The following is a 13,427-nucleotide window of genomic DNA, read 5'->3' on the forward strand; positions in this document are numbered from 1 at the left end:
AATTTAAGCACTTTTAAATATATGTGAAAGAGGCGGACAGGAAAATGAGTAAAACAAACATATTAGTAAATCGCGTTGATGAATCATATGAAATAAAGGGAGTTACAAAAGAAATTGAATTAGACCAAATGGCTTTAAGTGATTTAGAGCTTCTTGCAGTAGGTGGTTATAGCCCCCTTACAGGATTTTTAGGGAAAGAGGATTATCAATCTGTAATAGAAACAATGCGCCTAGTAAAAGGGAGTGTATGGAGTATCCCTATCACACTACCAATAACGGAAGCAAAGGCGAAGCAATTAAAAATTGGTGAAGAGGTTCGTCTTGTCAAAGAGGGAATCACGTATGGTGCCATTCAAATAGAAGATATTTTTACACCGGATAAAGAGAAAGAAGCGTTGCTTGTCTATAGAACCACTGATATTGCCCATCCAGGTGTGAAAAAATTATATGATAGACCGAATATTTATGTTGGAGGAACAATCACGCTTGTAAAGCGTTTTAAAAATGATAAGTTTGCTTCTTATCACTTAGATCCAAGCGAAACTCGTGCAGAATTTAAAAAGCGAGGTTGGAAAACGGTAGTAGGTTTTCAAACAAGAAACCCTGTCCACCGTGCACATGAGTATATTCAAAAGTCTGCACTGGAGATTGTAGACGGCTTATTTTTGAATCCGCTTGTTGGTGAAACGAAATCAGATGATATTCCAGCTGATGTGCGTATGGAAAGTTATGAAGTGCTGTTGAAAAATTATTATCCGAGTGATCGTGTCTTTTTAAGTGTTTTTCCAGCGGCAATGCGTTATGCGGGACCACGTGAAGCGATATTTCATGCGCTAGTTAGAAAAAACTTTGGCTGTACACACTTTATTGTCGGACGTGATCATGCGGGGGTAGGTAATTATTATGGCACGTACGAAGCGCAAGAGATTTTTGCGAACTTTACAGTAGATGAGTTAGGGATTACACCACTCTTTTTTGAACATAGTTTTTACTGTACCAAATGTGAAGCGATGGCTTCTACGAAAACGTGTCCACATAGTAAAGGTGACCATGTTATTTTATCTGGTACAAAAGTACGAGAGATGTTACGAAATAGAGAAATTCCGCCAAGTACATTTAGCCGTAAAGAGGTGATAGAAATATTAATTCGTGGTTTGCAAAAAGAAGTCGTTACAAAATAAGGAGAGAGTAAGATGGGAAGAAATATTACTTGGCATACAGCATCTGTTTCAAAAAAAGAAAGACGGAAGAAAAGTGATCACCACAGTTTTGTGCTCTGGTTCACTGGATTATCAGCTTCTGGAAAATCAACAGTAGCCAATGTGGTTGCTAGGAAGTTGTTCGAAAGAAATATAGGGAATTATGTGCTCGATGGCGATAATATTCGTCATGGTTTAAATAAAGATTTGGGCTTTTCCGAAAGTGATCGGACAGAAAACATTCGTCGTATTGGTGAAGTGGCGAAGTTATTTGTAGATCAAGGGACAATTGTATTAACAGCATTTATTTCACCATTCCGAGTGGATCGTCAGCAAGTACGCGATATTCTTGAAACGGACGAATTTATCGAAGTGTTTGTAAAGTGTCCAATAGAAGAATGTGAGAAACGTGATCCGAAAGGACTCTATAAAAAAGCGAGGCAAGGCGATATTAAGCAATTTACTGGTATTGATTCGCCGTATGAGGAGCCTGTAGAGGCAGAAGTGGTAGTAGAAACAAATCTTTATTCAATCGAACAATGTGCAGAACAAATTATTGGTTACTTACAAGAGCGTAGCTTTATATAGGGGGAATAAAAATGAGTTATGAAAAAGTGTGGGCAAACAATGAAAAGTTAAATGCTACAGAGAAAAAGAAATTAGAAAAAGACGGGTTAGAAATTTTTAAAGCGATTCCGTATTATGCTGAACATGGATTTGATTCTATTCCAAAAGAAGAATGGGATTCATTTAAATGGGCGGGGTTATATTTACAGCGGCCAAAAGAAGCGGGATATTTTATGATGCGCGTGAATATTCCTTCTGGTATTTTAACGAATGAACAAGTGGAGGTATTGGCTTCGATTGCGGAAGATTATGGTCGTGATGTTCTGGATATTACTACAAGGCAGGCGATTCAATTCCATTGGCTTGAAATTGGTCAAATACCAGATATTTTTGACCGATTAGAAAAAGTAGGATTATCATCAGCTGGAGCTTGCGGTGATATTACAAGAAATATCATTGGGAATCCTCTTGCTGGTATTGATGGTGACGAATTATTTGATACAGCACCAATTGTAAAAGAAGTGTATGAGTTCTTCCAACATAATGAAGAATTCTCGAATTTACCTCGAAAATTTAAAATGTCAATCAGCACAAATGTATATAATGCAGCAAATGCTGAAATTAACTGTGCTGCCTTTATTCCAGCTACAAAAGAGATTGATGGAAAAACAGTGGAAGGATTTCATTTACGAGTAGGCGGAGGATTATCTGCCCGTCCGTATTTAGCGCAAGAGCTAGATTTGTTCATCCTTCCTGAGCAAGTGAAAACAGTAGCGATTGCAATTGCTACAGTTTTCCGTGATTTCGGATATCGTGAAAAACGACATTTAGCACGTTTGAAATTCTTAGTTGCCGATTGGGGACCGGAAAAATTTAAAGACAAATTATTAGAATATACAGGGCCTTTACATGATAAAGGAAAAGATGCTTTAAAAGGGTGGAACGCGGGTTATTTCTACGGTGTTCATAAGCAAAAACAAGGTGATTTATCATACGTTGGTTTTAACGTACCTGTTGGACGTTTACATTCTGAGGAGTTCTTTGAAATTGCTAGAATTGCGAAACAGTACGGAAATGGAGAGATTCGTACATGTAATTCCCAAAATTTAATCATTCCGAATATTCCGAAAGAAAATGTGGAGGGACTGTTAAAAGAACCTTTATTTGAATCTATTTCTGCAAGTCCAAAATCTTTTATAGGATATGCAGTATCGTGTACAGGGATTGAATATTGTAACCTTGCATTAGTGGAAACGAAAGAAAGACTACGTAATATTGCAGATTATTTAGATACGCAGCTTGTTTTAGATGTTCCGGTTCGTATTCATATGGTAGGGTGTCCAAATTCATGTGGGCAAAGACAAATTGCAGACATTGGTTTGCAAGGGGTGAAATTGAAAACGAAAGAAAAAGGAATTGTGGAAGCGTTTGAAATTTATGTAGGTGGTACGTTATTAGATGGTGGCGTCTATAACCAAAAATTAAAAGGGAAAATTGATGGGGAAGACCTTCCAAATGTTCTTGTATCATTTTTAACATATTTTAAAGAGCATAAACTGCCAGCTGAAACATTTTATGAGTTTGTTGGACGCATTGGTATAGAAGATTTACAATCCGCGTTAAATGTTATTTTAGAAGAAGTGATTGCATCATAGGGGGGAGGGCAATATGGATTTATATCGTTTTGAAGCAGTATTGGAAAATGGTGTTATTCCTGTAGTAGTTGTTGCACAAAGTGAAGAACAGGCATTTAGACTTGTGGAAGTAGAATTAGAGAAGTATTTTTTACCGCTGCCAGAAGTTAAGGAAATCTCTCTATATGAAAAAAAGAAGATTCGAAAAGGGGCAGCATTTGTCATTCATGAGCAAGAGACGTTGTAATACAAAATATTGGAAAGTTGGTAGAAAACGAGTGGGAATCCCCCTTTGTTCTTTATAGTCATGACGTAAATGTCAGTAAATCAAAATGGGTATATATTGTAACTTCCATTCGTAATAGGGATGGAAGTTTCACTTTATAGTAGAAATGAGGAGAGATGATGGGAAAAGTATATATTGTTGGCGCAGGGCCGGGAGATCCAGATTTAATTTCTGTAAAAGGAGTCAAGTGTATCAAGCAAGCAGATGTCATTTTATATGATCGTCTTGTAAATAAAGAATTACTTTCTTATGCAAAGCCAAATGCAGATTTAATATATTGCGGGAAGCTCCCAAACTATCACACGATGAAACAAGAAACAATTCATGCGTTTCTTGTTAAATATGCGAAAAAAGGGAAAATTGTAACGCGCTTAAAAGGTGGGGATCCATTTGTATTTGGAAGAGGGGGAGAAGAAGCAGAAGTATTAGCGAAGCAAGGTATTCCATTTGAAATTGTACCTGGTATTACAGCTGGGATTGCTGCTTCAGCATATGCAGGTATTCCTGTTACTCATCGAGACGCGAGCGCGAGTTTTGCTGTTGTGACAGGGCATCGAAAAGATGGTGCTGAAGAAGAAGTGAAGTGGGAAAACTTAGCGAAAGGGGTCGACACGCTTGCTGTTTATATGGGAGTAAGTAATCTTCCTTATATATGTGAACAACTTTTGAAACATGGAAAAGAGGAAGATACACCTGTTGCTATTGTGGAGTGGGGAACTACATCATCTCAGCGAACTATTACAGGAACGTTGGGAACAATTGTAACGATTGCCGGAAATGAGCAGATTCAAAATCCGAGTATGATTGTGATTGGGGAAGTTGTTCGTTTTCGTGAAAAAATTCATTGGTTTGAACAACAGGCTGATACTACGTATCCAGTAAGTGGAGTGTTATAAAATGAAAGCTGTATTATATATATGCCATGGAAGTAGGCTCCGAGAGGCGAAAGAGGAAGCAATAGATTTTGTTTCTTCTTGTATGAATCGTGTGTCAGCTCCTATTCAAGAGCTGTGCTTTTTAGAGTTAACAAGGCCTTCTATTTCAGAAGGGTTTGCCGCTTGTGTAAGAAGAGGAGCAACAGAAGTTGTTGTTATTCCTGTTTTTTTATTAGCAGCAGGGCATGTGAAAGAAGATATTCCAAATGAATTGAAAAAACTGCAAAATAAATATCCGCACATTGCAATTACTTACGGAAATCCGTTTGGTGTTTCAGAACCCCTTGTATCAGCTACGTACGAGGGAAGTGGCATTAAAGTTTCTGAAAGCGAAGTGACCTTATTACTTGTCGCAAGAGGAAGTAGTGATCCTAGGGCATTAGAAGATATGAAACGTATTGCTTCTTTGTTTGAAAAAGAAGAGAAAGTTAAAAAGGTAGAAGTATGTTATTTAGCTGCAGCAGAACCGCGATTTGAAGAAAAGTTAAAAGAAGTTGTAAAACGAGCTAATGAGAGCATCGTCGTTCTTCCTTATTTATTATTTACAGGATTGCTAATGAAACATATTGAACGAGAAGTTCGCAATTATAGTAATTTGAATATATATGTAAGTCCTTATTTGGGAAGAAATCATGTGTTTCAAGAGGTATTGATCCAGAAGACGGAAGAAATTTTAAGGGGAGATGAACGTGTATCCACTTACAGTTCGAATTACAAATAAACGAGTTATTGTCATTGGTGGTGGACGAGTAGCGTCATATAAAATAGCTCCTTTACTAAAAGAAGGAGCGGATATAGTTGTAGTGAGTCATGATTTAGATCCGAGCTTAGTGAAGCTTGTAGAATCAAAGCAAATTCGTTGGTTTCAAAAGGACTATGAAAAAAGTGATTTAGAAGATGCATTTTTAGTAGTAGCAGCTACAAGTGATGCGATATTAAATGAACATATTGCACAAGATGCATCATTAAACCAGCTTGTTAATGTAATTACTAACCCTGAAAGTGGAAATGTTCATTTTCCAGCGACTATTCATCGAGGGAAGCTCAATGTTGCTGTTTCTACTGGAGGTGCAAGTCCAAAACTTGCGAAAAAAATTCGAGATGATATTGCGGAAAAATATGATGATGTGTATGAAGGGTACCTTGATTTTTTATATGAGGCGAGAATGAAGGTGAAGAAATTGTCTCTAGAAAAAAGAAGACAGCACATTTTATTACAAGAAGTGTTGAAGTCTGAGTACATTCAAAATCCGCAAAAAAGGGAAAGATTTTTACAAGAGTTAGATGAAAGGGGATATAAAAGAATAGATTAAATACTTCTTTACAAACATAGCAATCTACTCTATAATCACTAGTAACTTCAATATATGAAATCGATGAGCAAGAAGAGTACGTATATTTGATGCGTTCAGAGAGCTGGGATAAGGTGTGAGCCCGGTACGATAAAATATACAGAATGGGCTTGCGAGAGGTATGCTGAACATTTTAGTAGGTAGCCCGGGTTCCGCCGTTAAAAGGATAGGGTATCGGATGTTTCCTGTACCTGAACAAGTGGGATTGTTTAATCCAATTGAGGTGGTACCACGGTATTCTATTACATATATCGTCCTCTACATGCATAGTAGCGTGTAGGGGACTTTTTTATTTTCTAAAGGAGGTGTGCGAGTATGAAATGAAAGTGTATAATTAATAAAAGTGTAAATATTCAGAAAAGGAGATTTTATCATGAAAGAAACACAGCAATGGACGTCGAAAATAGGTTTTGTACTCGCAGCAGCCGGAGCCGCAGTAGGACTTGGAGCGATATGGAAATTTCCATACGTTGCAGGTAATGGTGGAGGAGGAGCATTTTTCCTAGTCTTCTTATTATTAACTTTGTTTATTGGTATGCCTCTTCTTATAGCTGAGTTTGTTATAGGTCGTAGTACACAAAAAGAAGCGGTTACTGCATATAAATTGTTAGTACCAAATAGTAAATTATATCCATGGATTGGTCGTATGGGCGTTGTTACTTGTTTTAGTGTATTATCCTTTTATAGTGTCGTAGGTGGATGGATTTTATTATATCTATATTATAGTGTGACAGGGGATTTTTGGAGCGGGGCAGTTGAATATGGAAAATTGTTTGAACAAACAATTTCGAATCCTGCTAGTGCAGTAGGCGCTCAGCTGATCTTTATGCTTTGTACTATTTTCGTTGTAAGTAAAGGTGTAGAAAAAGGAATCGAAAAAGCAAGTAAGTATATGATGCCGCTATTATTTATTTTGTTTATTGCTATTATTATCCGTTCTCTTACACTTGATGGCGCATGGGCCGGGGTAGAGTTTTTCTTAAAACCTGATTTTTCAAAGTTAACAGCAGATACGATTTTATATGCGATGGGACAATCTTTCTTCTCGTTAACGGTAGGAGCCTCTGTGATGGTAACGTATAGTTCGTACTTAAAGAAGGAGGAGCATTTAGCGAAATCAGCAACATCCATCGTAAGTTTAACTGTTTTTATTACAGTACTTGCAGGTTTAGCGATTTTCCCGGCGATCTTTGCATTGGGGGTTAAACCAACAGAAGGACCGGGATTACTGTTTATCGTTCTTCCTGCTGTATTTGCGAAAATACCATTCGGACAATTTTTCTTTATTATGTTTTTAATTTTATTCTTCTTTGCAACTTTAACTTCTGCAATCTCGATGCTTGAAATTGTTGTCGCGTCTGTAGCGAAAGATAATGAGAAGAAACGTCCTTCAGCATCATTTATTATCGGATTACTCATTTTTGCCGTTGGAATTCCATGTGCTCTATCATTTGGTGTTATGAGTGATGTAAAAATCTTTGGGAAAACATTTTTTGACTTAGTAGATTTTACGGTAAGTAATGTATTGCTGCCGTTAGGAGTACTAGCGATTTCATTGTTTGTGCCAAATAAAATGAGTAAAGATTTATTAATGAAGGAGTTAGAAGTTACAGAAACAAAAGGAAAAACATTATTTAACGTGTGGTTTTTCTTGTTACGCTATATTATTCCAGTAACAGTAGTAATTGTATTTTTGAATGCAATTGGTGTGTTTAAAATGTTTACAAAATAAAAAGGCGAGGGGGATTCCCTGCCTTTTTATTTTATCCCGCTATTCGCGGACAGTAATACTCTCGTTGGTTAAAGTTTCACTTTATTGTGATGTAGATGTTTGTAATAAACGAGTATATGTCTTATAAGCTGTAGCAATTGATATAACGGAACCAATTAAAAATAGGATCGCACTACCAAGCGTAAATAATCGGCCAACATATGTTTCTTTGGCTTCTTGTAGTTCTGCTTGTTGTTCTATATTCATGTGTATCCCCCCAGATGAATAGGCATTTTGTTTTAGTTTATGTAAAATGCCTATAAAGTGTTAAAAACAAAGGGGCTTATAATAAAGAATATAATTTGGACATAAATAAAAAAACTCGGTATGCACCGAGTTTTTTATTTATAATCCGATATAAGGAGAAGGATCAACGGCATTTGTTTTACCTACATTCCATTCACCGATATGAAGTTCGAAGTGTAAATGCTGTCCGAAAGATTGGCCAGTGTTTCCCATGAATCCTAATTGTTCGCCTTGTTTTACAGTTTGTCCGTTCGATACAGAACGACTGCTCATATGAGCGTATACTGTTGTATAAGTTTTACCATTGATACGATGTGATAAATACACGACATTTCCGTAACTGGATGACATCTCGGAACGAATGACAACGCCATCAGCAGCTGCAATAATTGGAACTGTTCCGGAAGCAGCGATATCAATTCCTTTATGGTTATCTAAAGAACGTGCGCCGAATCCAGATGTTTTTGAACCGGCTGCTGGCTTAATAAATCCACCTTTGTTTGTATCTTGTGGTGTTAGAGCAGCTTCTGAAGATGTAGTAGCTTGTTTCCGAGTTTCCTCTACCTTACGTGCCTCTTCAGCTTTCCGAGCTTCTTCTGCGCGTTTTTCTTCTTCAATCGCCTTTTGAACAGCTTGACGTTGATTTTCTAAAATACTTTTTGATTCTTCTAATCCTTCAATCTCAGAATCTACTTTTGATACTTTGGTATGTAAATCGTTAATAAGTGTCTGTTGTTCTTGTTGGTTTTTCTGAAGTTCTTGTTGTTTTTGCTCCAATTGTTGCTCGGATTCTTTTAGTTGTTGTTCTATTTTTTCAACGGCCTCTTTTTCTGCCTTTACAGTTTCTTGATCAGTTGTTTGCTTTTTTACGATGTCTGTGTCGTTATTTAAAATTAAACTAACAGAATACACATTATCGACAAGGTCGGCAAAATTGTTTGAGTTCATCAATACTTCAGTTATGATGTTTGTTCGTGGTTTCTCTTGCATAGATTGTAGTCGTTGTTTAATGACATCTTGGCGAGTGTCAATATTAGTTTGTAATTGCTCAATATGTTTCTTTTTTTCAGCAATTGTTTGTTGTGTTTTACTAATTTCTTTTTTTGTATCGTTTAATTCAGTTTCGTTTTTATTAATAGAAGTCGTTAAATCATCGATTTTTTTCTGTAATTCTTGTATTTCTTTTTCAATTTGTTCTTTCTCTGCTGATTTGTCCTGTAATTCTTGTTGATTGCCTTCTAACTCGGCTTGAATATTAGATAATTTATCTTGACTTGTTTCTGCATATGCTGGTGATAGCAAAGGAGAAACAAAAATAGTCCCTGCGGCTAAAACGCTGAAAGCTGCAAATTTCTTCTTCATTGTTGTCTAGCTCCCTTCTCTATGAATGTATATATCATAAGGAGAAGAAGAGTGTCTATTGTTGTAATCATAATGTAAAGGAAATTTTATAAAATTGCTAAGATTTGTCGGAATTTAGCATGATTTGGAGGAGTTTGTCATCAGTTTGAAACTATGTAATGGGATCCAAAATCGGATTTTAAAATTTTTTTGATGTGAAACGAGTGAGAAATGTTGGCATTTTTCATAATGAAATCGTTTTTTTGAAACCTATAAATCACCAGTGAGGAATCGTTCTCATGTTAGGTTTTCTGACATGGGTTTTGTTTTTGTCAAGAAAATTATTTGTATTCATGCAAAGTTATTTTGTTGTCAGATTTAATTTTATGATTTATCATTTTAAACAGGGACAAATGTAGTGAATTGTCGAATAATATGTAATACTCTTAATTTCACTGTTTCATAACAAACGAGAAAAATAGAGTAAAAGCATCTAAGAAGGGGGTTGCAGCAAGTATGAAAAGAATTGGACTTGCATGGCAAATTTTAATAGGTCTTGCGCTGGGTATTGCGGTAGGGGCGATTTTTTATGGCAATACAGCAGTTGTAGGATACTTACAACCAATTGGTGATATTTTCATTCGATTAATTAAAATGATTGTTGTACCAATTGTCGTAGCGAGCATCGTTGTTGGTGTTGCTGGCGTAGGTGATGTAAAGAAGCTTGGACGATTAGGCGGAAAAACAATTATTTATTTTGAAATCATTACAACAATTGCAATCGTTGTAGGCCTACTGGTAGCGAATATTTTCCAACCAGGACAAGGCGTAGATATGAGTAAATTAACAAAGACAGATATTTCTAAATATACACACACGACAGAACAAGTACAGAGTCACTCTTTTGCAGATACATTTGTAAACATTGTTCCGACAAATATTGTGAAATCTCTAGCTGATGGTGATATGCTTGCTATCATTTTCTTCTCTGTACTATTTGGTTTAGGCGTTGCAGCAATTGGTGAAAGAGGAAGACCAGTTCTTCAATTTTTCCAAGGTGTGGCAGATGCGATGTTTTATGTAACGAACCAAGTTATGAAATTTGCACCGTTTGGTGTATTTGCTTTAATTGGTGTTACAGTTTCTACATTTGGTCTATCGTCATTAATCCCATTAGGGAAATTGCTCATTGTCGTATATGGAGCAATGATTTTCTTCGTTGTCGTTGTATTAGGCTTGACAGCGAAAATATTCGGAATTAATATTTTCCAATTCTTCAAGATTTTGAAAGATGAACTTATTTTAGCATATTCTACTGCAAGTTCAGAAACGGTTTTACCGAAAATTATGGAGAAAATGGAGAAGTTTGGTTGTCCAAAAGCAATTACTTCTTTCGTTATTCCGACAGGTTATTCGTTTAACTTAGATGGATCTACATTATATCAAGCAATTGCAGCAATTTTCTTAGCGCAAATGTATGGTATTGATTTATCAATTTCGCAGCAAGTTACATTATTGCTTGTATTAATGGTGACATCTAAAGGGATTGCGGGTGTACCAGGCGTATCATTCGTTGTATTGTTAGCAACACTTGGCACAGTAGGTATTCCGCCGGAAGGCTTAGCATTTATCGCAGGTATTGACCGTATTTTAGATATGGCTCGTACAGCAGTTAACGTAGTTGGTAACTCTTTAGCAGCTGTTGTTATGTCTAAGTGGGAAGGTCAATATGATGAAGCAAAAGGACAAGCTTATCTAAAAGAACTTTCAGAGAAGCGAGCAGCTTAATTGGTAATGAATAAAGCCCTCACAATAGAGTGAGGGCTTTTCTGCATAGAGAATGGAGAGGGAATAATGAAAAGAAAGTATGGGGATGGTTCTTCTTGGAATCGGTTAATAGAGAAAACATATGAAGTAAAGGCAATAGAGCAAGGTATGTTAGGTATATTGCGTATACAAAAGGTAAAAGAGCCGAGCTATAAGAAATATAATGATCGAGAGCTTTGTATTGTAGATGCAGGTTATACGTGGGTGCAGTATTTTATAAACGATAAGAACTTTGCCATCACAGCTATGTTAAATGAAAAAAGGGAATTAGTGCAGTATTATATTGATGTGGCTAAAGAATATAAAATAGATGAGCGAGGTATGCCATATTTTGATGATTTATATTTGGATGTAGTGTTATTACCTAATAGGGATATATATTTGCTTGATGAAGATGAATTAGAAGAGGCATATAGAGATGGAGATATTTCTAAAGAGGAATATAATGAATCGGTGGATACAGCAAAATGGCTTATCGAAGTAATTGAAAAAGAAAAATTCCCTTGGATTACAATTTTAGAAAAAGAAATTCAAAAATTAAAATGAATATTTTTCGTTTGTAATGCTTGATTTATTCGTACTTTTGTATAAATATCAAAAAAATACCAACTATTTTTATACAAATAATAATTGACTTTTGATTAGTAAGCGGGTAAAGTTAGGGAAGAAATTATTATTAAAAAATAAAATATGAAACCTTCTTATAAAGAGAGGCGGAGGGACTGGCCCTACGATGCCTCGGCAGCGGACTCACGATAGAGTGCTGTGCCAAATCCAGCAAGCATGTGCTTGAAAGATGAGGAGAGTGTTTCTTATAGATGTATAAGACCTCTTCTCTTTGGAAGAGGTCTTTTGTTATTGGATAGAAAAGGTTTAGAATTAGGGGAGAGATGTTATTTTGAAACAAACGAGAGGAAATGGCTTAGCATTATTACCACTTGGAATATTTTTAGCACTATTTATTGGTTCTGGAATCATTACAGGTGATTTTTATAAATTGCCGATACTAGTAGCGATTTTAATTGCTGTAGGAATTGCATTAGCGATGAATAGAAAAGAAAGTTTTACAGCAAAAGTAGAACGGTTTGCCAAAGGGGCTGGTAATCCGGATATTATGATTATGGTGTTAATCTTTGTACTTGCAGGTGCGTTTTCTGAAACAGCAAAAGGAATGGGTGGAGTTGATTCTACAGTTAATTTAGCGCTGTCTATTTTACCGCAAGGATTTATCGTTGCTGGAATTTTTGTTATAGGGTCCTTTATTTCATTAGCAATGGGAACTTCAATGGGAACGATTGCTGCATTAGCACCAATTGCAGTCGGTATTAGCCAACAAACAGATATTTCTATTGCACTAGTAATGGCAACAGTTGTTGGCGGAGCGATGTTTGGTGATAATTTATCATTTATTTCTGATACAACAATTGCAGCGGTTCGCTCGCAAGGTACGGAAATGAAGGATAAGTTTAAAACAAACTTTTTAATTGTATTACCAGCTGCTGTTATTACCATCGTATTATTGGTTGTGCTTACACTTGGAAATGATGCAGAAATAAAAGCTCATGCATTCGATTGGGTGAAAATTTTACCGTATGCGGGTGTGTTAATAACCGCGTTACTTGGTTGGAATGTACTTATTGTATTAACGGGCGGAACGGTTTTATCAGGTATTATTGGTCTTATTGATGGGAGTTACACATTGGCAAGCTTCTTTAAAAGTGTAACAACAGGAATTAATGGTATGATGGAGCTAGTACTTTTATCGATTTTAATCGGAGGAATGGTTGAAATCATTCAATATAATGGTGGTATTCAGTATTTAATGGACGTATTAACACGTAATATTCGTTCGAAAAAAGGTGCTGAATTTGGAATTGCTGGTTTAGTAAGCATGACAAATATGTGCACAGCGAATAACACGATTTCTATCATATTTACTGGCCCTCTTGCAAAAAACATTGCGGATCAATATGAAATTGATCCACGAAAATCAGCAAGTGTATTGGATCTTTTCTCATGTTGTATACAAGGGTTGATTCCGTATGGTGCTCAAATGTTAACGGCAGCAGGATTTGCAGCATTGTCACCGGTTGAATTGTTACCATATGCGTTTTATCCAATTTTGGTTGGGATTTGTGGTGTGATTTCTATCTTAATAGGCTTTCCGCGATTTTCAAAAGTAGCAGAAAAAAAGCAATATCATAAAACAGCTTGACCTTAATGTGAATCGTATAGGATATAAAAACGCTCAGCCAATAAATGCTGGGCG

13 protein-coding genes, 1 riboswitch and 1 other annotated feature are annotated in these 13,427 nt (G+C 36.2%); of the genes, 11 read left to right on the forward strand and 2 right to left on the reverse strand.

All coding sequences use genetic code 11. The features are described from left to right. The first annotated feature begins 44 nt into the window (after positions 1-44). The 8 genes from sat (at position 45) to CN288_RS09810 (ending at position 7,705) form a co-directional block, all read left to right on the forward strand. Positions 45-1,181 (forward strand): sulfate adenylyltransferase, encoded by a 1,137-nt coding sequence (sat, locus tag CN288_RS09770; protein WP_098302205.1) that lies wholly within the window; start codon positions 45-47, stop codon positions 1,179-1,181. 12 nt (positions 1,182-1,193) lie between these two features. Continuing rightward, positions 1,194-1,787: an adenylyl-sulfate kinase gene (gene cysC, locus CN288_RS09775; RefSeq protein ID WP_098302206.1), complete on the forward strand. Its 594-nt coding sequence runs from the start codon at positions 1,194-1,196 to the stop codon at positions 1,785-1,787. Positions 1,788-1,798: 11 nt separating this feature from the next. Continuing rightward, complete coding sequence (locus CN288_RS09780) at positions 1,799-3,421, forward strand: nitrite/sulfite reductase (RefSeq protein WP_098302207.1); 1,623 nt, start codon at positions 1,799-1,801, stop codon at positions 3,419-3,421. Positions 3,422-3,434: 13 nt separating this feature from the next. Next, positions 3,435-3,647: a DUF3906 family protein gene (locus CN288_RS09785; protein ID WP_090691014.1), complete on the forward strand. Its 213-nt coding sequence runs from the start codon at positions 3,435-3,437 to the stop codon at positions 3,645-3,647. A 158-nt stretch (positions 3,648-3,805) separates the two neighbouring features. Beyond that, a complete protein-coding gene (gene cobA / locus CN288_RS09790; RefSeq protein ID WP_026591275.1) occupies positions 3,806-4,582 on the forward strand; it encodes a uroporphyrinogen-III C-methyltransferase in 777 nt (258 codons plus the stop codon). A gap of 1 nt (position 4,583) precedes the next feature. Further along, a complete protein-coding gene (locus tag CN288_RS09795) occupies positions 4,584-5,342 on the forward strand; it encodes a sirohydrochlorin chelatase (protein ID WP_098302208.1) in 759 nt (252 codons plus the stop codon). Next, on the forward strand, positions 5,311-5,934 hold the full coding sequence (locus tag CN288_RS09800; RefSeq protein WP_026591273.1) for an NAD(P)-binding protein: 624 nt from the start codon (positions 5,311-5,313) through the stop codon (positions 5,932-5,934). The genes CN288_RS09795 and CN288_RS09800 overlap by 32 nt, the downstream gene beginning before the upstream one ends. A gap of 54 nt (positions 5,935-5,988) precedes the next feature. Next, positions 5,989-6,235, forward strand: a binding site (T-box leader). 111 nt (positions 6,236-6,346) lie between these two features. Next, positions 6,347-7,705: a sodium-dependent transporter gene (locus tag CN288_RS09810; protein WP_139265533.1), complete on the forward strand. Its 1,359-nt coding sequence runs from the start codon at positions 6,347-6,349 to the stop codon at positions 7,703-7,705. A gap of 81 nt (positions 7,706-7,786) precedes the next feature. Here CN288_RS09810 and CN288_RS28705 read toward each other — a convergent pair whose 3' ends face one another. Continuing rightward, the gene (locus tag CN288_RS28705; RefSeq protein WP_170833661.1) at positions 7,787-7,951 is read right to left on the reverse strand and encodes a hypothetical protein; all 165 of its coding nucleotides are present in this window, start codon (positions 7,949-7,951) and stop codon (positions 7,787-7,789) included. Between the two features lie 138 nt (positions 7,952-8,089). Beyond that, complete coding sequence (locus CN288_RS09815; RefSeq protein WP_098302209.1) at positions 8,090-9,352, reverse strand: murein hydrolase activator EnvC family protein; 1,263 nt, start codon at positions 9,350-9,352, stop codon at positions 8,090-8,092. A gap of 495 nt (positions 9,353-9,847) precedes the next feature. On the opposite strand from CN288_RS09815, the gene gltP reads away from it, so the two are divergent. The 3 genes from gltP (at position 9,848) to CN288_RS09830 (ending at position 13,373) form a co-directional block, all read left to right on the forward strand. Continuing rightward, on the forward strand, positions 9,848-11,119 hold the full coding sequence (gltP, locus tag CN288_RS09820; protein WP_026591270.1) for a glutamate/aspartate:proton symporter GltP: 1,272 nt from the start codon (positions 9,848-9,850) through the stop codon (positions 11,117-11,119). A 66-nt stretch (positions 11,120-11,185) separates the two neighbouring features. Further along, positions 11,186-11,704 carry a DUF402 domain-containing protein gene (locus CN288_RS09825; protein WP_098302210.1) on the forward strand — a complete coding sequence of 173 codons (519 nt, stop codon included), beginning with the start codon at positions 11,186-11,188 and terminating at the stop codon, positions 11,702-11,704. Between the two features lie 152 nt (positions 11,705-11,856). Continuing rightward, positions 11,857-11,961: riboswitch (SAM riboswitch) on the forward strand. Between the two features lie 95 nt (positions 11,962-12,056). Continuing rightward, positions 12,057-13,373, forward strand: a complete 1,317-nt coding sequence (locus CN288_RS09830; RefSeq protein WP_026591268.1) for a Na+/H+ antiporter NhaC family protein — start codon at positions 12,057-12,059, stop codon at positions 13,371-13,373. The last annotated feature ends 54 nt before the right edge of the window (positions 13,374-13,427 follow it).

Origin of the sequence: Bacillus sp. AFS023182, from assembly GCF_002560575.1 — a bacterium.
In the GTDB taxonomy this organism is placed as follows: Bacteria; Bacillota; Bacilli; order Bacillales; family Bacillaceae_G; genus Bacillus_A; species Bacillus_A arachidis.

What these genes read in the sequence shown, in the direction of transcription:
- sat (WP_098302205.1), top strand. Translation starts at nt 45, where the DNA reads ATGAGTAAAACAAACATATTAGTAAATCGCGTTGATGAATCATATGAA.
- cysC (WP_098302206.1), top strand. Translation starts at nt 1,194, where the DNA reads ATGGGAAGAAATATTACTTGGCATACAGCATCTGTTTCAAAAAAAGAA.
- CN288_RS09780 (WP_098302207.1), top strand. Translation starts at nt 1,799, where the DNA reads ATGAGTTATGAAAAAGTGTGGGCAAACAATGAAAAGTTAAATGCTACA.
- CN288_RS09785 (WP_090691014.1), top strand. Translation starts at nt 3,435, where the DNA reads ATGGATTTATATCGTTTTGAAGCAGTATTGGAAAATGGTGTTATTCCT.
- cobA (WP_026591275.1), top strand. Translation starts at nt 3,806, where the DNA reads ATGGGAAAAGTATATATTGTTGGCGCAGGGCCGGGAGATCCAGATTTA.
- CN288_RS09795 (WP_098302208.1), top strand. Translation starts at nt 4,584, where the DNA reads ATGAAAGCTGTATTATATATATGCCATGGAAGTAGGCTCCGAGAGGCG.
- CN288_RS09810 (WP_139265533.1), top strand. Translation starts at nt 6,347, where the DNA reads ATGAAAGAAACACAGCAATGGACGTCGAAAATAGGTTTTGTACTCGCA.
- CN288_RS28705 (WP_170833661.1), bottom strand. Translation starts at nt 7,951, where the DNA reads ATGAATATAGAACAACAAGCAGAACTACAAGAAGCCAAAGAAACATAT.
- CN288_RS09815 (WP_098302209.1), bottom strand. Translation starts at nt 9,352, where the DNA reads ATGAAGAAGAAATTTGCAGCTTTCAGCGTTTTAGCCGCAGGGACTATT.
- gltP (WP_026591270.1), top strand. Translation starts at nt 9,848, where the DNA reads ATGAAAAGAATTGGACTTGCATGGCAAATTTTAATAGGTCTTGCGCTG.
- CN288_RS09825 (WP_098302210.1), top strand. Translation starts at nt 11,186, where the DNA reads ATGAAAAGAAAGTATGGGGATGGTTCTTCTTGGAATCGGTTAATAGAG.